Source organism: Rahnella sp. 1L-D-7-B-C2 (assembly GCF_057290995.1).
Genome location: NZ_JBXAVQ010000003.1, coordinates 394572 through 410592 on the forward strand (window position 1 = coordinate 394572; position 16021 = coordinate 410592).

Consider the following 16021-nt stretch of genomic DNA (forward strand, 5'->3'; position numbering starts at 1 on the left):
ATTATTTATCCTCCAGCGGACAATGCGAGACAAACACAGAACCTTCTCCTGCCGCTGCTTTGAGTATCATCGGTCTCATTGGTAAAATAACTTCGCCGGGCGTTCCACTACCGTTAAGGTTTATTTTGGCCCCTTTGATATCGACGCCAGCAGAGTGGATAACAATGAATGAGCTGCCCACGCGCAGGCTGATCTTGCTCTCGCTTTGTAAAACGATGTCTCCCTGAATGCTAATACCCAAGGCACCCGCAACTTTCTGAGCAAGATCGCCTTTCACTTCGATGTGATGGTTGCCTTCAATCAAGTTCACATAATCTTTCGTGGTTTTATGATCCTGCTTACCTTCAACGGTGATCTTGCGGTCATTCGCCACTACCAGCGACTCGTTATGGCCAATGCTGACTGTTCTGTCGTAATCGACCCGAACGTCCTTACTGTTCAGAACTTTGATCTGCATATCCTTCTGCGCATGCATCGACAGGAGTTCCTGACGGGTTGCGTCCTCGAACATCAGCTCGTTGTAGCCGTTGCCTTTGTACGTCTGCGAGCGGATCGCCATCTGAGTTTTGGTGCCCGGAAGGCTTCCGGGGGAGCGGTTGCTGGCGTGGTAGGTGCGGCCGGTGATGATTGGCTGATCCGGGTCGCCGTTGAGGAAATCGACGATCACTTCCTGCCCGACGCGCGGGATGGCGATGTTGCCAAAGCCGGTGCCCGCCCACGCCTGCGATACGCGGATCCAGCAGGAGCTGTAGTTGTCGGCTTTGTTGTAGCGATCCCACGCGAACTTCACCCGCACGCGACCGTGCGCGTCGCAGAAGATTTCTTCCCCCGACGGGCCGGTGACGATGGCGATTTGCGGGCCGTCGATGCGCGGTTTAGGCTTGGGCGTGGGGCGCCAGGTTTGGGTGGAAGAGATGACTTCAAACTCGGTATTGAGCGTGGTGCCCTGGCCTTCCTGACCAATCAGCGCCTGCGGCTGATCGCCGTGCATCTCGATGGCGACCACCTGCCAGTTGGCGTTCAGTTCTTCACGCGGATGGTCTGTCAGGGCAAAGCGCACGCCGGGATAAAACTGCGGCGAGTTGGTGCTGCCAATCACCACGTCGGCGTTGTTGCGCCAGCCTTCCATCTGATATTTTGCGAAATCGGCGCCGTGCTGCTCGTCTTTGAATCGCCCCGGGTAGTCGAACACGTCATACACCGTGTGCTGGTGAACCATATTTGAGGCTTTTTCCTGATACTGCGCCTGCCAGTTCGGCGCGGTGAAGGTCTAATCCTGCGTGATGACCCTGGAAGGGCGAACCTGCGCGGTGCGGCGGAAGTTGTTGATGCAGTAGGTGGCCGCTTCGGAGGCAGCGTTCGGGTTATACGCAATCGCGCCGATGCTGATCAGTGCGCTGCAGTTGTCTGCGAAGGTGAGCTTCTGATCGTTGGCCTTCAGGAACTCTTCCTCGTAAAAGAAAATCCCCTCTTCGGCCAGCAGCCGCGAAATAAAATCGTAATCGCTTTCCATAAACTGGACGCAAAACTCCCGCCAGTTGTGGCTGGAGCGAAACAGCGTGTCGTGTTTAAGCACGCCCATCTCCCTGAGCAACGGGTCGAGAATGGCGACGATGTTCAGGTTCTGAAAACTGCGGCAGTTTTGCCGCTGGGAGCTGCGCCAGAAATACGGGCGGATGGTCAGTCGGTACTGCGTCTGGTGTTTGCCGGTGTCCCCCTGCTCATAAAAAGTGACAATGCCGCGCACCCGCCGTTTTATCTCATCACCCTGCCAGATGGTGAGCGTCGCCATTTCGTCCAGGACTTTATCGACGCCGACGGCCGGGTCGCTGCTCACCAGCACCACGTTCAGGGTAAAAAGTTCGGAATAACATTGGGAAAGATGAAAGCTGACGACGGCGAAGGTGTCGCGCGTCGCGGTGCCTGCGGTGAAGGTAAAGCGGGTTCCGTTGATCACCATGCTGTGAGTCCCTTAACTGTGCGGCAGAAGCATTTATCAGAAAGTGATATTTCAAGACAATCATAATTGAAATAAATGTATTTATTATCAATTAGATAGGAGGTTATAGGCTCAAAATTATTCTTAATTTTGAAATCTCACCGTGAGGCAGGTCGCAAAAACGTAAATGCGCAAGGTACTGCACTTGAAGCAGGACTGAACCCAGTGAAAGACGGGCTGGATCGGGAACCGCCGCAGATAGCGCAGTGTATTAATGAGACATTCAGGGGGTTACCGGTTTCAGCGGCGAAAAGAGAAGGGGTGAGGACGCAGGGGTAAGACGTGAAAAAGGGAACCTGAGTTCCCTTTTATCGTTCCAGACCTGTCAGTGCCGGGATGTCAGTTCAGTAACCCGAGATGTTCGACGAGGATCGAGGAGCCGATGCCGATGAGCACGACGCCGCCGAGCACTTCAGCCCATTTGCCAATCGCTGCGCCGAGAAAGCGGCCCAGCAGCATGCCTGAGGTGGCCATAATCGTCGTGGCGGCACCGATGGTCAGCGCCATCACAATAATATTCACCTGAAGGAACGCCAGACCGACACCGACGGCCATGGCATCAAGGCTGGTGGCAATGGCCGTCGTCACCAGCAGCCAGAAACCATGGCGGCGGGGCACCTCGATTTCTTCGGCAGTATCCTTTCTGAATCCTTCCCAAATCATGCGTAAACCCAGCACTAAAAGAAGGGTGAACGCCACCCAGTGATCCCAGTCCATGATGAACTGCGACGCTGCGAGGCCGATTGCCCATCCGATCACCGGCGTGATGGCTTCAATGACGCCAAAAATAATCCCGGTGCGTAATGCTTCCTTCAACGGAGGACGGTGCAGGGCTGCGCCCTTGCCGATTGCCGCCGCGAAGGCATCCATTGACATCCCAAACGCCAGAATAATGATCGTATAAAATTGCATAAAACAGGCCAGTCATACCTTACGCAAAGCAAAAGGCGCTTTATTAAAAGAGGCGTGCAGTTTGCCACAAAAGATAAAATAAAAAAACCATAATATTCAATCAGTTATAGTATTGGTTAAAAATGTTAGCACAGGCTATATTTGTATGAAAAGGCTTCAATTTAGAAAGGGTATTAGGGTAAGAGTAAGAAAAAGGTGAGTTAGCATAGGAATTTACCGGCTCTTTGATTTATGCAGGTTGTCTTAATTTTTTGCCTATCCTCAACAAAAGATAGTGAGTGGGTTTAGGGGGAAAGAAGGTAGCAGCATCTATACTCCGTGAATGGGGCGGCACATGCTGCCCTAAAACATGGCGAAGACTCATGAAACAAATACAAAATAAGTCGTCACTGCTCAGTGCGACAGTAGCCTGCATCGGCGTCGTTTATGGGGATATCGGGACCAGCCCGCTCTATACCCTACGGGAATGTCTGACCGGACAGGCGGGCATCACCATGACCCAAAGCTCTTTGTTCGGATTTTTGTCACTAATTTTCTGGCTACTGATGCTGGTGGTGTCAGTCAAGTACATCATCTTCGTGATGCGCGCCGATAACGATGGCGAAGGGGGCATCCTCACCCTGATGTCGCTCGCTGTGCGCAATCTGAGCCCGCGCTGGGTACCGTTGATCATGTTCCTCGGGCTGGTCGGCGGCAGTTTCTTTTACGGGGACGGCGTCATCACGCCCGCTATCTCGGTGCTTTCTGCCATTGAAGGGCTGGAGCTCATCGCGCCTTCGTTCGACCGTTTCATCATTCCAGCTTCGATCGCGGTGCTGACATTGCTGTTTTTCATCCAAAAAAATGGCACCGCCAGCGTGGGGAAAATTTTCGCGCCGGTGATGGTGCTGTGGTTTATCACCTTAGGCGTGTTGGGTATCGGTGGCGTAGTGCGTAATCCTGATGTTCTTCAGGCGCTGAACCCTTACTGGGCGCTGCATTTCTTTGTCGAATTCAAAACCGTGTCATTCTTTGCGCTGGGTATGGTGGTGCTGTCAGTTACCGGCGGCGAGGCGCTTTACGCCGATATGGGGCACTTTGGAAAAAAACCGATCCGTATCGCGTGGTTTGCGTTGGTCGGCCCGTCGCTGGTGATGAACTACTTCGGACAGGGCGCTTTGCTGCTTAGTCATCCCGAAGCCATTCAGAACCCATTTTTCCTGCTCGCACCCGGCTGGGCGCTGATCCCGTTGCTGGTTCTGGCCACGCTGGCGACCGTTATTGCTTCTCAGGCAGTGATTTCCGGCGTCTTCTCCCTGACCCGTCAGGCTGTAAGGTTAGGGTATTTACCCCCGATGCGCATCATCTATACCTCCGATGTCGAATCCGGGCAGATCTACATTCCGGTGGTCAACTGGCTGCTGTACGCCGCAGTGCTGATCGCCATCCTCAGCTTCAAACACTCAAGCAATCTGGCGTCGGCCTACGGGATTGTGGTCACCGGTACGATGGTTATCACCTCTTTGCTGATCGGCATTGTCATGGTGAAAAATTGGGGATGGAAAAGCTGGGTGGGCGGGCTGGTGACGGTGCTGTTGCTGCTGATTGATGTGCCGCTGTTTGCCGCCAATCTGACCAAGCTGTTCTCCGGCGGCTGGCTGCCGGTGGCGATCGGCCTGACCATTCTGGTGATTATGCTGACGTGGAAAACCGAGCGTTCGCGGCTGCTACGCCGTTTGCGTCAGGATCCCGAAGCGCTGGAGTCTCTTATTGTTTCACTCGAAAAAGCGCCGCCTAAACGTGTTCCCGGCACTGCCGTGGTGATGTCCCGGGGTCTGTATGAAGTTCCTCTGGTGCTGTTACACAACCTCAAACACAACAAAATTTTGCATGAAAGAGTGATCCTGCTGACCATGATCACGACGGATGTGCCCTATGTTCATAACGTCCGGCGAGTGACTATCGAGCAGCTCTCACCCACGTTCTGGCGCGTGGTAGCAAGTTATGGCTGGCGTGAAAAACCGAATGTGGAAGATATTCTTTACCGCTGCGGGCTGGAAGGTCTGAAGTGCACGATGAACGAGACATCATTCTTTATGTCGCGCGATACGTTCACCCTCGGCGAACCGCGTCCATGGTATTTAAAAGCCCGTGGCAAGCTGTTCCAGGTTTTACAACGCAACTCCCTGCGTGCGCCGGAGCAATTTCATATTCCGCCGAACAGGGTGATTGAGCTTGGGGCGGTGGTGAAGTTTTGAGCAATATTACCGTGGGTTCATTGTGAACCCACGGTAAGGAGAATGAGAACTACGCCTGCGGATCCTGCGTCAGTTCAGTGACTTCCGGCGTTTTAGACTCCTGCGATGTTTGCGTGGTCTGCGACTGAGTGGTCGGCGTCACTTCAGTGACTTTTGGCGTCGCCGATGTTTCAGTCTGCGTCGGCGGAGTCGTCACGGGGGCTGCGGTCTGCGCCTGCTGAGTAGTTACCGGCGCGGCAGGTGTTGCTGCCTGCGTCGGCTGCGGCGCTTCAGTTGCTACAGGCGTTTCAGCTTGTGTCTGTTCGGCCGCTGCCGGGGTTTCCATTTCAATCTTCGGCAGAGTTGGGATCGGGTCGAGCGGGATGCTTTCTGCCTTAGGTTTCGGGATTGGGGTTTGCGCGCGAACCAGGAACGTCGGTTTGAGATCGGCTACCGAATAAGTCACGTGGCTGATGGCGTCGTTAGAGGTGGTGACGTCAACAGGTGAAATCGTTACGCGGCCAATCAGTGAACGGGCATAGCCGCCAACTTTATGCGAGCCTTCCGGCACACGCACTTCGAGACTTTCGCCGATCCCCAGCGCGCCGGCATCTTTGCCATCGACGGTCACGTAGAGTTTGGTGCCATCATCGGTTTTCGTCGGGATATGCGTTACGGTCACGCGCGTCGAACCGAAATCGAAAGCCGGTGCCTGGTCTGCGGTTTTCGGTTTTGCACATCCTGTCAGTGCAAAAACGGCTGCAACGGCAGCAAGGGTAAAACGATAACGCATAGTTCGGTTTCTTCCTTTGAGGGATTTTTGTGATCTGCGTACCAATATACCCGATCTGGCCTGTGAGATGAATGCAACGGTAGGGAACTCGGAACAATCTTCTTTGCAGCCTTTAACACGCCACACAACTTTAAGTTGAAGCGCTTCGTCAATTTGTGTATTTTTATGCAAATTATATGCATAAAAACACAATCACACAGGAGTGACCATGCTTAAGTCCTTAATTCTCACCGGGTGTCTGCTTTCGTCTTTAATCACATCAGCCTTTGCGACGCAAACCACTTACGTGGTCGGCTCCGGCGGCACTTACCGTCCTTTCGAATACGAAAATAGCCAGAAACAGCTGGAAGGTTTTGATATCGACATTATCAAAGCCATTGCTAAAGCGGAAAATTTTGACATCAAACTGGTCAATACGCCGTGGGAAGGCATCTTTGCGACGCTGAATTCCGGCGATCGCGACATCATCATTTCCGGCATCACCATTACCGACAAGCGTAAAGCGATGGTCGACTTCTCCGCGCCGTATTTCCCGGCTGAGCAGTCCATCGTGGTACCTGAGGCGTCTAAAGTGGATTCCGTGGCAGCGCTGAAAGGCCAGAAAGTTGGCGTGGTGAACTCCAGCACCGGCGACATCGTCGTCTCCGACACGCTCGGCAAAAACAGCACCGACATCAAACGCTTTGATAACACACCGCTGATGTTGCAGGAGCTGGCAGAAGACGGCATCGGCGCGGCAGTCGGCGACGTTGGGGTGGTGAAGTACTACATTAAATCCCATCCTGAGAAAGCCCTGAAACTGGTGCCGGACAGCAAGTTTGAACGTCAGTATTTTGGGATCGCGGTGGCGAAAGACAACACCGAGCTGCTGGGCAAAATCAACGCCGGTCTGAAGAAAATCGTGGCTGACGGTACCTACGCAAAAATCTACGCAACATGGTTCGATAACAACGTTCCAACGCTTCCAGCGCAATAATCATCATGACAAGGGGCTGTAAAGCCCCTGAACAAGGACAGGTATGACCGGATTTCGCTGGGAGATAATCTCAGAATATGCGCCGCTGTTTGTGCAAGGCGCGATCATGACCATTCAGTGCACCATCATTTGCGTGATTTTAGGGACGTCGTGGGGGCTGCTGCTTGGTCTTGGCCGGATGGCGCACGCCGATGATGGCCCGTGGAAACACATTCTGCGTTTTGCCGTGCAGTGGCCGGTGCGGGTTTACGTCAGCGCCTTTCGCGGCACACCGCTGTTTGTGCAGATCATGGTGGTCCACTTCGCGCTGGTGCCGCTGTTTATCAACCCGCGCGACGGTATTCTGGTCACCAACGGCCTGATGTCTTCAGATTTCGTTCGTATGTTGCGATCCGACTACGGCGCATATCTATCCTGCGTCGTCGCCATCACCCTGAATGCCGGGGCGTACGTGTCAGAAATTTTCCGCGCAGGTATTCAGTCGATCGACAACGGTCAGATGGAAGCCGCGCGCGCGCTGGGCATGGGCTGGGGCAAAACGATGCGCAAAGTGATTTTGCCGCAGGCGTTCCGCCGCATTTTGCCACCGCTGGGCAATAACGCCATCGCGATAGTGAAGGATTCCTCGCTGGCCTCGGCAATCGGTCTGGCCGATCTGGCTTACGCCGCGCGTACCGTTTCAGGCGCTTACGCCACCTACTGGGAACCCTACCTGACCATTTCACTGGTGTACTGGGTTCTGACTTTCCTGCTCTCGCTGCTCGTTCAACACATGGAAAAGAGGTTTGGCAAAAGTGATTCACGTTAAGGATTTACAGAAACAGTTCGGTGAAACCCACGTTTTGCGCGGCATTTCGTGTGATATCGCAGAGAAAGAAGTGGTATGCATCATCGGCCCGTCTGGTTCAGGGAAAAGCACTTTCCTGCGCTGCCTGAACGCGCTGGAAAAACCCAACGGCGGCGAAGTGGTGGTTAATGGTTATGCGGTTCACGATCCGAAAACCAATCTGAACACGCTGCGTTCGGGCGTCGGGATGGTATTCCAGCGTTTTAATCTGTTTCCGCACATGACCGTGCTGGAAAACCTGATTATGGCGCCGATGTCGCTGAAAGGATTGTCGAAAGCTGAAGCGGTGTCGCGTGCTGAAAAACTGCTGCAAAAGGTCGGACTTATCGACAAAATCGACGCCTGGCCTTCCAGTCTTTCCGGCGGCCAGCAGCAACGCGTGGCGATTGCCCGTGCGCTGGCGATGGAACCGTCGATCATTTTGTTCGACGAACCAACTTCTGCGCTCGATCCTGAACTGGTGGGCGAAGTATTGGCGGTGATGAAACAGCTGGCGCTCGAAGGTATGACCATGGTGATTGTCACTCACGAAATGGGTTTTGCCCGCGAAGTGGCGGACCGCGTGGTATTTATCGATCAGGGTGTGATTCAGGAGCAGGGGCCACCGGCACAACTGTTTACCGCGCCGACCAATCCGCGTACCAAAGAGTTCTTAAGTAAAGTGTTGTGATGTAAGAGCCGGAAGTTTCGTGGGGGAACTTCCGGCTTTTTTATTAACGAGGAAGCGTTTTAAACAGCGCCGGAGAGTTTACCAGCACACCGTCCGCGCCCAGTGATTTCGCTTGTTTATAATCCGCTTCATCATTTATGCCAATTAAGATGATGTGCGCCTCGCCTTGCGAGCGGAAACAGTCCATCGCTTCTTTATCCCACACCAGCGTGGCTTTTGAACGCGCCTCACCTAATGTGTATTTTTCGACAACTTCCACTTCCCGTTTCATTTCAAGCGCATACCAGCGCGGCTGTTTATCGGCTTTGATCTGGCATTGATGCGCCATCGTGATATTCGCCAGCGCAGTGCGCGTCATGTCGCGGCTTTCAAATTTCGGCAACGTAGCGGGAAGCACGCTGAGATAGCGTGAGTCTGTGGAATAAATACGCGTTCTTTGCAAGCTGTGAGTCTCCTGCAAGACCTTGCTCAATGCAGCGGCCATTTGCTGAGGATCCGCATCCGGTGTTTTGATGTCGATATAAAACGTCGTCGTCGGGAAAGTCTTCAGAACGGACTCCAGCTGCGGAATACCGATATGTTTATCGCGATAAGGATGACTGGTTTCGGTACCAAATGCCCAGCCAGCGTCCATCTGCGACAACTCTTTGGCTGTATATTGAGAAACAGCGCCTTTCTTATCCGTTAAACTTTTCAGGTCTGAAGGCCTGTACAGCACGGGAATGTCATCTTTCGAAAGCTGGACGGTGATCCACACAGCATCAGCTTTATTCTCAAGCGCGAGCTTGATTGCCGGGACTGTATTTTCAGGGGCGTCGGCGGATCCCCCTCGGTGGGCAATGATTTGTGGAGAGAGTGGGAGGGATGCTGCACAGGTCATGGCAGAAAGGGAGGACAGTGTCAGAGCCAAAATCATTTTTTTATGAAGATACATTACATATTCCTTTAAAGTAACTTACCCATAACTATCTGTTATATAGTCAATATATTTCATCAGAGGAAATAAGTCTGTTTAATGAACCACGTTTGAAAGATGACATTGTTTGATGACAGTTTATGGTCACAATTCATAATTTTGGCTATGAAAGAGATAACTACAGAGTGAGTCCGTTAGATTATGTGTCCACGTTCTACACGAAATAGGGCGATGTTGATGCCTTACTCCGCCCCCAATCCCCTGTTTTCGCTCAACTTCCCATCCCGTTCAGTTTTTCCATCACGTCATCGGACAGCGTCAGTTGACCGCTGGCCAGATTCTCCTGCAAATGCAGCGGCGAGGAGGTGCCGGGGATCAGCAGAATATTGGGGGAACGTTTAAGCAACCAGGCGAGGGCGACCTGCATAGGCGTCGCGTTAAGTTCGGCGGCCACTTCATTGAGCTGCGTGGACTGCAACGGCGAGAACCCACCGAGCGGGAAGAACGGCACATAGGCGATCCCCTCGTCTGCCAGCTGATCGACCAGCGCCTCGTCTTGACGATTGGCGAGGTTATACATGTTCTGCACGCAGACGATCGGCGTCATTTTCCGGGCATCGGCCACCTGTCTGGCGGTCACATTGCTCAGGCCGATGTGACGGATTAGGCCGCGCTCTTTTAGCTTAATCAACGTTTCCAGCTGCGGCTCCAGTGAACCTTCTTTTGGTTTATGGATATCGAGCATACTGCGCAGGTTCACCACTTCCATGCTGTCCAGTCCCAGATTTCGCAGGTTATCTTCCACCGCCTGAGTCAACTCTTCCGGGCTGAACGCCGGGATCCAGCCACCTTTTTCATCGCGACGGGCGCTGACTTTGGTGACGATGCACAGATCGTCGGGGTAGGGATGCAGCGCCTTTTTAATCAGCTGGTTAGTGTAATGCGGGCCGTAAAAGTCGCTGGTATCAATGTGATTAACGCCGGAGGCCACGGCGTCACGCAGTACCTGAATCGCCCGTGCTTCGTCTTTCACCGGGCCGAAAACGCCAGGGCCAGCCAGCTGCATTGCGCCGTATCCTAAGCGCCCAACTTCACGGTCGCCGAGGCGGTAAGTCATTGTAGGTTTTGACATGGGGTTCTCCTGTGAGTGTTCATTGATTGTATCGGGGAACTGGCTGTGCAACTATCCGCTCAAATCAGGACAAACTGTACGAGGTGACGCACAATGTCGATGGATATCGCCCTGCTGCACGCGGTAGTGGAAGTGGCGAAAGCCGGAGGATTTCGCGAGGCTGCGCGGGTGACCGGCAGCAATGCGTCGCGGCTGAGTGATGCGGTGCGCCGTGCGGAACAGCAGCTCGGTATCCGGCTGTTTCACCGCACCACGCGCACCGTGGTGCTGACCGAGGCGGGCAGGGCGCTGATTGACCGTCTGTTACCGGCGATGAACGAAGTGGATGCTGCGCTGGATGCCCTCAATCGTTATCGCAACACGCCTGGCGGCACGCTGCGGTTGAATGTGCCGGTCAGCGCCGCGCGGCTGGTTTTGCCCGCGCTGGTGCCGGAATTTTTGCGGCGTTATCCCGATATTCAACTGGAAATTGTCGCCGAAAGTAACGTGCAGGATGTGTTTCGCGACGGCTGCGATGCGGGGATCCGCTATGACGAACGGCTTGAGCAGGATGTAGTCGCCATTCCCATCGGGCCGCGTATCCAGCGTTTTTCCGCCGCCGCCTCCCCGGCGTATCTCGATGTACATGGGCGGCCGGCGCATCCGCGCGAGCTGATGCAACACCGGTGTTTACGCGGCCGCTTTGCCAGCGGCGTGATGCCGCCGTGGGAGTTTGAGCGCGAAGGCGAGACCCTCAGCGTAGAGGTGAAAGGGCCGCTGGTGGTCAGTGTCGGCGGCGCAGTAGACCTGGCGGTGGGAGCCGCCATTGCCGGTGCGGGTATCATCTATCTTTTCGAAGAGTGGTTACAGCCCGCCATCGCCAGCGGTCAGCTTGAGGCAATATTGCAGCCGTGGTGGCTGTCGTTCTCCGGGCCGTATCTTTACTACAACGACCGCCGACTGATCCCCGCGCCTTTGCAGGCGTTTATTGATTTTGTGCGTGAGGCTAACCAGAAGACATCGCCTTATCGCGGCACATAATCTGGAGGAACGCCGTTGCCACCTGTCTGTGGATAATAATCCGGTGGTACGTCGGGCTGTGGTGCATAGTCCTGATTATTGCCGAAGCTTGCATCCACCGGTACTTTGTTGCCTCTGGCATACATGCACTGGGTATAAACGGTATCGTACTGATCCTGCAAATCATCGCTGCTTGCTCCGGCGTTATTACTGCCCATCGCACTGCCTACCAGTAATCCGCTGCCTGCCCCGATCAGGGCTCCTGGCCCTGCCTGATGGGAGGCCGCGCCAATGAGCGCCCCTGCCGCAGCACCGATCACCGTCCCAGCTGCGGCAGTACCCGCTGCATTATTGCTGGCCACCTGAGCGCCTCCATTCACGTTGCCATAAGCTGCGTTGCGACAGGCCATTTCATCCATCTGAAACGACTGGTAACTTTTACCGGTGCCCGGCAGCACCATCACATCTGGCCGGGTAGGAGGTGAAACGCAGCCAGAAAGGGCCGCGGCCACGATAAGTACAGCCACCGGAGTCAATCTCTTCATGACTTTCATCACCTGTTAACGGGGAGCCGAATCGCCAACCACGACCTTCATCCAGCCGCGCGGGCAGGCGGGCACGCGCGGGTAATAGCCCGCCGGATTTTGGCAGTAATATGCATAATTAGGGGTTTTCTCGACGTAGGTCTGCGGTTGCGCAGGCGCAACGTAGACCACGGATGGCGGCCCGTAATACACCGGCGGCGGTACGCCAATGACTACGTTTGGGCCATACCACCCGCGACCGTAATATCCATGGCCGTAATACCCATGACCATAATAACCATAGGCAAAGGACGCTGAACTGGCGGACATCAGTGCACCCGCCGTCAGCATCAACAACAGCAGTCTTTTCATAACCACCTCTAAGAAAAATGACCGGATAAGTGGAGTAAGAAAACCAGCACTCCTGAGAGTAAAGATACGCCGGTCCCACATAAAAAGTTGGCAGGGGATTAGGGTGAATATGACAAGGGAGTGGCAGCAAATGTGTGCAAAGAATTCAGGGGTATAGGCTTGCTGACGTTCGTAAGAACACATGGGATTTCAGGGCGTCGAACTGCTGCATGCCTGAGGCTTGTCACGCCAGTTTAAGCGCCTCCATCACCAGTGAAAATGCCGGAGAGTGCTGTTTTCTGCTGGGGTAATACAGGTAATAGCCAGGGAAGGGAATACACCACGCATCGAGAACCCGGATCAGGCGGCCCTCAAGGTGGGGGGCAAACTCTTCTTCCGGTAAAAATGCGATACCCAGCCCGGCTAAGGCTGCGTCTACCATGGGCGCAGAGGTGTTAAACGTCAGTTGCCCGTTAACCCGGACATTCACCGGCCCCTCTTCATTATCGAATTCCCAGACGTAAAGCCCCCCGGACGTCGCCTGCCGCATATTCATGCAGTTGTGATCCAGTAAATCGTGCGGCGTCAGCGGGAGCGGATGTGAACTGAAATACTCAGGGGAAGCCACGGCCGCCATGCGCAGCTGAGGGCTTATGGGCATGGCAATCATATCTTTATCGATGGTGTCGCCCAGCCGTACACCGGCGTCAAACCGGTCAGCGACAATGTTGCGAAAACCGTGGTTAGCATCAAACTCGAGATGGATATCAGGATATTTACGCAATAACGGCGACAGTTTGGGTAACAAGAGGGTTTTGAGAACGTGAGGGCCGCAGGTGATGCGCACCGTACCGGCCGGCTTATCGCGCATCTCGGTCAGCATATCCAGCTCAGCTTCAATCTCATCAAACCTGGAACCAATTGCCTGTAGCAGACGCTCGCCCGCAGTCGTCGGCGAAACATTTCGCGTCGTGCGCGTCAGCAGCCGGATATCCATGCGATTTTCGAGTGCGGTGATCGTCTGGCTGAGGGCGGGCTGTGTCACGCCAAGCCTAGCGGCCGCGCGGGTGAAACTGCCCTCGCGCGCGACGGTCACAAATGCCATCAGATCATTGAGATTACGCTTCATCACACCTGCTTTGATTTCGATTTATAAGCACAGCTTATAACCCCATTAAGGATTTATTACCTAGTCAGACTATACCCGCCCTGTAGAATTCTCAGCAAGCAGAAACGTTAAAAATTCAGAATCACGTGTCTTCAGTTCCTCCCAGTAACGTCTTGTTATTTCAGTTTTTATTTCCTGAATAAAGACCGCCCCGGGCTTGCTTAAAAATCATCAGGCAGAATTTAAAAAGGTATTAAAAAGTGACGACTACGGTAGAACAGCCAATAGCGAACGATAGCTCCACCGCGCACTGGAACGGTGTATGGGCGATAACGATGTGTGTGTTTGCACTGGTCGCCTCGGAGTTTATGCCCGTCAGTTTGCTGTCACCGGTTTCACGCGATCTTGGCGTCAGCGAAGGGCTGGCCGGACAGGGGATTGCCATCTCCGGCGTACTGGCGGTGCTGACCAGCCTGTCGATATCACGGCTGGCAGGAAACATCGACCGGAAGGCGCTGCTGTCAGGGCTGACGGTGCTGATGGCCATTTCCGGCGCGGTGATTGCCCTCGCCCCTGATTACCTGACCTACATGGTGGGACGCGCAATGATTGGCGTCGTTATCGGCGGATTCTGGTCGATGTCGGCGGCGCTGGCTCTGCGGCTGGTGCCTGAAGACCAGGTACCGCGCGCACTGGCGATTTTCAACGGCGGCAATGCGCTGGCGACGGTGATTGCCGCGCCGCTCGGCAGTTATCTGGGCTCGGTGATGGGCTGGCGTGGCGCCTTCTTTTGCCTCGTGCCGGTCGCGCTGGTGGCGTTTATCTGGCAGTGGGTAAGTCTGCCGTCAATGAAACCTGCAGTGGGTGAAAAACCCCCAGGCAATGTCCTGCGGTTGTTCAGTAACCCTCTGGTCAGTGTTGGCCTGGCGGCTGGCGGGCTGTTCTTTATGGGCCAGTTTGCCTTGTTCACTTATTTGCGCCCGTTCCTCGAAACGGTGACCCGCGTCAACGTCTCAACACTGTCGCTTATTTTGCTGACTCTCGGCATTGCCGGTTTTATCGGGACGCTGGTCATCGGCATCTTTCTGCGCGCTGGCTTTTACCCGACGCTCATCGCCATCCCGCTGATGATGGCGGTCATTGCCGCAATGCTGATGCTGTCCGGACACACGCTGTGGCGGGTGATCGCGCTGCTTGGTTTATGGGGGTTAGTCGCAACGGCGGCACCGGTCGGATGGTGGTCGTGGGTGGCAAAAACTTTTCCTGACAATGCAGAAGCAGGTGGCGGGCTGATGGTCGCCGTGGTGCAGCTTTCTATCGCGCTGGGCTCTACCGCGGGCGGACTGGCCTTTGACCACATGGGCTGGCAGAGCACGTTTGGCCTCAGCGGCGTGTTGCTGATACTGGCGGCCATCCTGACTTTTATCACTTCCCGCCTGTCGCACTGACGGCGGACGTTTTTTTTACACGGGCGAACGGATGCCCACTCACGAAACCTACTGAGGATATTCTCATTAGAGCTCTAAGTATGTTGTTAGGATTGTTGATCAGCTCGTTTGCGGCCACTGCTGCGGATATGTCGAACGGTGCAGATAATTTTTACAAAAGCGATAAAGTGACGCAGCAAAAGGTGACGTTTAAAAACCAGTATCAGATGAATGTCACCGGGAATCTTTTCATTCCGAAAGAGATGAATCAGAACGTCAAGAATCCCGCCATTGTTATTGGTCATCCAATGGGGGCGGTAAAAGAGCAGAGCTCAAATTTGTATGCACAGAAACTGGCAGAGCAGGGTTTTGTGACGCTGGCGATTGATATTTCTTTCTGGGGCGAGAGCGAAGGAAAGCCGCGTAACGCCGTCGCGCCGGATATTTACGCGGAAGATTTTAGTGCGGCGGTGGATTACCTCGGCACGCGTTCGTTTATCGACAGAAATCGTATCGGCGTGTTGGGGATCTGCGGGAGCGGCAGTTTTGTCATCAGCGCGGCGAAAATTGATCCGCGCATGAAGGCGATTGCGACGGTCAGCATGTATGACATGGGATCGGCGAACCGTCACGCGCTTAACAATTCATTAACGCTGGAACAGCGCAAGCAAATTATTGCCGAAGCTGCTGAACAACGTTACGCAGAATTCACCGGCGGTGAAATCAAATACACCAGCGGTACGCCGCATAAAATCGATAAAAATTCTCCACCGATTGCCAAAGAGTTCTACGATTTTTACCGTACGCCGCGCGGCGAATTCACGCCCAAGGGGTCTTCGTCGCAGCTGACCACGCACCCGACGCTGACCAGCAATGTGAAGTTCATGAATTTCTATCCGTTCAATGACATCGAAACGATTTCTCCGCGTCCGATGCTGTTTATTACCGGCGATCGGGCACATTCCAAAGAATTCAGTGAAGATGCTTATAAGCGTGCGGGTCAGCCCAAAGAACTGTACATCGTTCCGGGTGCCGGTCATGTCGATCTTTACGACCGTACCGATCTGATCCCATTCGCTAAACTGACGTCATTCTTTAAAGAGAATCTGAAGTAATCCGTTCATAAATACCGACTGAAAAGATTCAGGGCA

14 protein-coding genes and 1 pseudogene are annotated in these 16021 nt (G+C 54.1%); 7 read left to right on the top strand and 8 right to left on the bottom strand.

Features of this window, described 5'->3' with window-relative positions; all coding sequences use genetic code 11:
- Position 1: 1 nt before the first annotated feature.
- Together tssI and mntP are read right to left on the bottom strand one after the other, a co-directional pair.
- Positions 2-1957, bottom strand: a pseudogene (gene tssI / locus AC0Z7K_RS08005) (type VI secretion system tip protein TssI/VgrG).
- A 381-nt stretch (positions 1958-2338) separates the two neighbouring features.
- A complete protein-coding gene (gene mntP, locus AC0Z7K_RS08010) occupies positions 2339-2911 on the bottom strand; it encodes a manganese efflux pump MntP (protein ID WP_413530724.1) in 573 nt (190 codons plus the stop codon).
- Positions 2912-3273: 362 nt separating this feature from the next.
- Between mntP and kup the strand changes: the two genes are divergently transcribed.
- The gene (gene kup / locus AC0Z7K_RS08015; RefSeq protein ID WP_485613787.1) at positions 3274-5148 is read left to right on the top strand and encodes a low affinity potassium transporter Kup; all 1875 of its coding nucleotides are present in this window, start codon (positions 3274-3276) and stop codon (positions 5146-5148) included.
- Positions 5149-5197: 49 nt separating this feature from the next.
- Here the strand turns inward: kup and AC0Z7K_RS08020 are convergent, their stop codons facing one another.
- Positions 5198-5920: a hypothetical protein gene (locus AC0Z7K_RS08020; protein WP_485613788.1), complete on the bottom strand. Its 723-nt coding sequence runs from the start codon at positions 5918-5920 to the stop codon at positions 5198-5200.
- 208 nt (positions 5921-6128) lie between these two features.
- On the opposite strand from AC0Z7K_RS08020, the gene AC0Z7K_RS08025 reads away from it, so the two are divergent.
- From AC0Z7K_RS08025 to AC0Z7K_RS08035, 3 genes are read left to right on the top strand one after another with little or no spacing between them, the layout of a single operon-like run.
- Entirely contained in the window at positions 6129-6896 is a 768-nt protein-coding gene (locus AC0Z7K_RS08025; RefSeq protein WP_485613789.1) for a basic amino acid ABC transporter substrate-binding protein, read from the top strand.
- A 43-nt stretch (positions 6897-6939) separates the two neighbouring features.
- The gene (locus AC0Z7K_RS08030) at positions 6940-7704 is read left to right on the top strand and encodes an amino acid ABC transporter permease (RefSeq protein ID WP_485613791.1); all 765 of its coding nucleotides are present in this window, start codon (positions 6940-6942) and stop codon (positions 7702-7704) included.
- A complete protein-coding gene (locus AC0Z7K_RS08035) occupies positions 7691-8413 on the top strand; it encodes an amino acid ABC transporter ATP-binding protein (protein ID WP_413530827.1) in 723 nt (240 codons plus the stop codon). The genes AC0Z7K_RS08030 and AC0Z7K_RS08035 overlap by 14 nt, the downstream gene beginning before the upstream one ends.
- Positions 8414-8456: 43 nt before the next feature.
- On the opposite strand, the gene AC0Z7K_RS08040 is transcribed toward AC0Z7K_RS08035, so the two are convergent.
- Together AC0Z7K_RS08040 and AC0Z7K_RS08045 are read right to left on the bottom strand one after the other, a co-directional pair.
- On the bottom strand, positions 8457-9347 hold the full coding sequence (locus tag AC0Z7K_RS08040; RefSeq protein WP_485613792.1) for a glycerophosphodiester phosphodiesterase family protein: 891 nt from the start codon (positions 9345-9347) through the stop codon (positions 8457-8459).
- Positions 9348-9600: 253 nt separating this feature from the next.
- Positions 9601-10461, bottom strand: coding sequence for an aldo/keto reductase family oxidoreductase (locus AC0Z7K_RS08045; protein WP_485613793.1), 861 nt, complete (start codon positions 10459-10461; stop codon positions 9601-9603).
- Positions 10462-10554: 93 nt separating this feature from the next.
- On the opposite strand from AC0Z7K_RS08045, the gene AC0Z7K_RS08050 reads away from it, so the two are divergent.
- Positions 10555-11481, top strand: coding sequence for a LysR substrate-binding domain-containing protein (locus AC0Z7K_RS08050; RefSeq protein ID WP_485613794.1), 927 nt, complete (start codon positions 10555-10557; stop codon positions 11479-11481).
- On the opposite strand, the gene AC0Z7K_RS08055 is transcribed toward AC0Z7K_RS08050, so the two are convergent.
- The 3 genes from AC0Z7K_RS08055 to AC0Z7K_RS08065 all read right to left on the bottom strand — a co-directional run bounded on the left by AC0Z7K_RS08055 (position 11466) and on the right by AC0Z7K_RS08065 (position 13464).
- Positions 11466-12005, bottom strand: a complete 540-nt coding sequence (locus tag AC0Z7K_RS08055; RefSeq protein ID WP_485613795.1) for a glycine zipper family protein — start codon at positions 12003-12005, stop codon at positions 11466-11468. The two genes, AC0Z7K_RS08050 and AC0Z7K_RS08055, sit on opposite strands and share 16 nt — an antisense overlap.
- A gap of 15 nt (positions 12006-12020) precedes the next feature.
- A complete protein-coding gene (locus tag AC0Z7K_RS08060) occupies positions 12021-12356 on the bottom strand; it encodes a hypothetical protein (protein WP_485613796.1) in 336 nt (111 codons plus the stop codon).
- A gap of 223 nt (positions 12357-12579) precedes the next feature.
- Positions 12580-13464 carry a LysR family transcriptional regulator gene (locus tag AC0Z7K_RS08065; protein ID WP_485613797.1) on the bottom strand — a complete coding sequence of 295 codons (885 nt, stop codon included), beginning with the start codon at positions 13462-13464 and terminating at the stop codon, positions 12580-12582.
- A 314-nt stretch (positions 13465-13778) separates the two neighbouring features.
- On the opposite strand from AC0Z7K_RS08065, the gene AC0Z7K_RS08070 reads away from it, so the two are divergent.
- Positions 13779-14891 (top strand): MFS transporter, encoded by a 1113-nt coding sequence (locus AC0Z7K_RS08070; protein WP_485613924.1) that lies wholly within the window; start codon positions 13779-13781, stop codon positions 14889-14891.
- A gap of 80 nt (positions 14892-14971) precedes the next feature.
- On the top strand, positions 14972-15985 hold the full coding sequence (locus AC0Z7K_RS08075) for an alpha/beta hydrolase (protein ID WP_485613798.1): 1014 nt from the start codon (positions 14972-14974) through the stop codon (positions 15983-15985).
- Positions 15986-16021: the final 36 nt, after the last annotated feature.

Coding starts and splice junctions, on each gene's coding strand:
- mntP (WP_413530724.1), bottom strand. CDS start 2,911: ATGCAATTTTATACGATCATTATTCTGGCGTTTGGGATGTCAATGGAT.
- kup (WP_485613787.1), top strand. CDS start 3,274: ATGAAACAAATACAAAATAAGTCGTCACTGCTCAGTGCGACAGTAGCC.
- AC0Z7K_RS08020 (WP_485613788.1), bottom strand. CDS start 5,920: ATGCGTTATCGTTTTACCCTTGCTGCCGTTGCAGCCGTTTTTGCACTG.
- AC0Z7K_RS08025 (WP_485613789.1), top strand. CDS start 6,129: ATGCTTAAGTCCTTAATTCTCACCGGGTGTCTGCTTTCGTCTTTAATC.
- AC0Z7K_RS08030 (WP_485613791.1), top strand. CDS start 6,940: ATGACCGGATTTCGCTGGGAGATAATCTCAGAATATGCGCCGCTGTTT.
- AC0Z7K_RS08040 (WP_485613792.1), bottom strand. CDS start 9,347: ATGTATCTTCATAAAAAAATGATTTTGGCTCTGACACTGTCCTCCCTT.
- AC0Z7K_RS08045 (WP_485613793.1), bottom strand. CDS start 10,461: ATGTCAAAACCTACAATGACTTACCGCCTCGGCGACCGTGAAGTTGGG.
- AC0Z7K_RS08050 (WP_485613794.1), top strand. CDS start 10,555: ATGTCGATGGATATCGCCCTGCTGCACGCGGTAGTGGAAGTGGCGAAA.
- AC0Z7K_RS08055 (WP_485613795.1), bottom strand. CDS start 12,005: ATGAAGAGATTGACTCCGGTGGCTGTACTTATCGTGGCCGCGGCCCTT.
- AC0Z7K_RS08060 (WP_485613796.1), bottom strand. CDS start 12,356: ATGAAAAGACTGCTGTTGTTGATGCTGACGGCGGGTGCACTGATGTCC.
- AC0Z7K_RS08065 (WP_485613797.1), bottom strand. CDS start 13,464: ATGAAGCGTAATCTCAATGATCTGATGGCATTTGTGACCGTCGCGCGC.
- AC0Z7K_RS08070 (WP_485613924.1), top strand. CDS start 13,779: ATGTGTGTGTTTGCACTGGTCGCCTCGGAGTTTATGCCCGTCAGTTTG.
- AC0Z7K_RS08075 (WP_485613798.1), top strand. CDS start 14,972: ATGTTGTTAGGATTGTTGATCAGCTCGTTTGCGGCCACTGCTGCGGAT.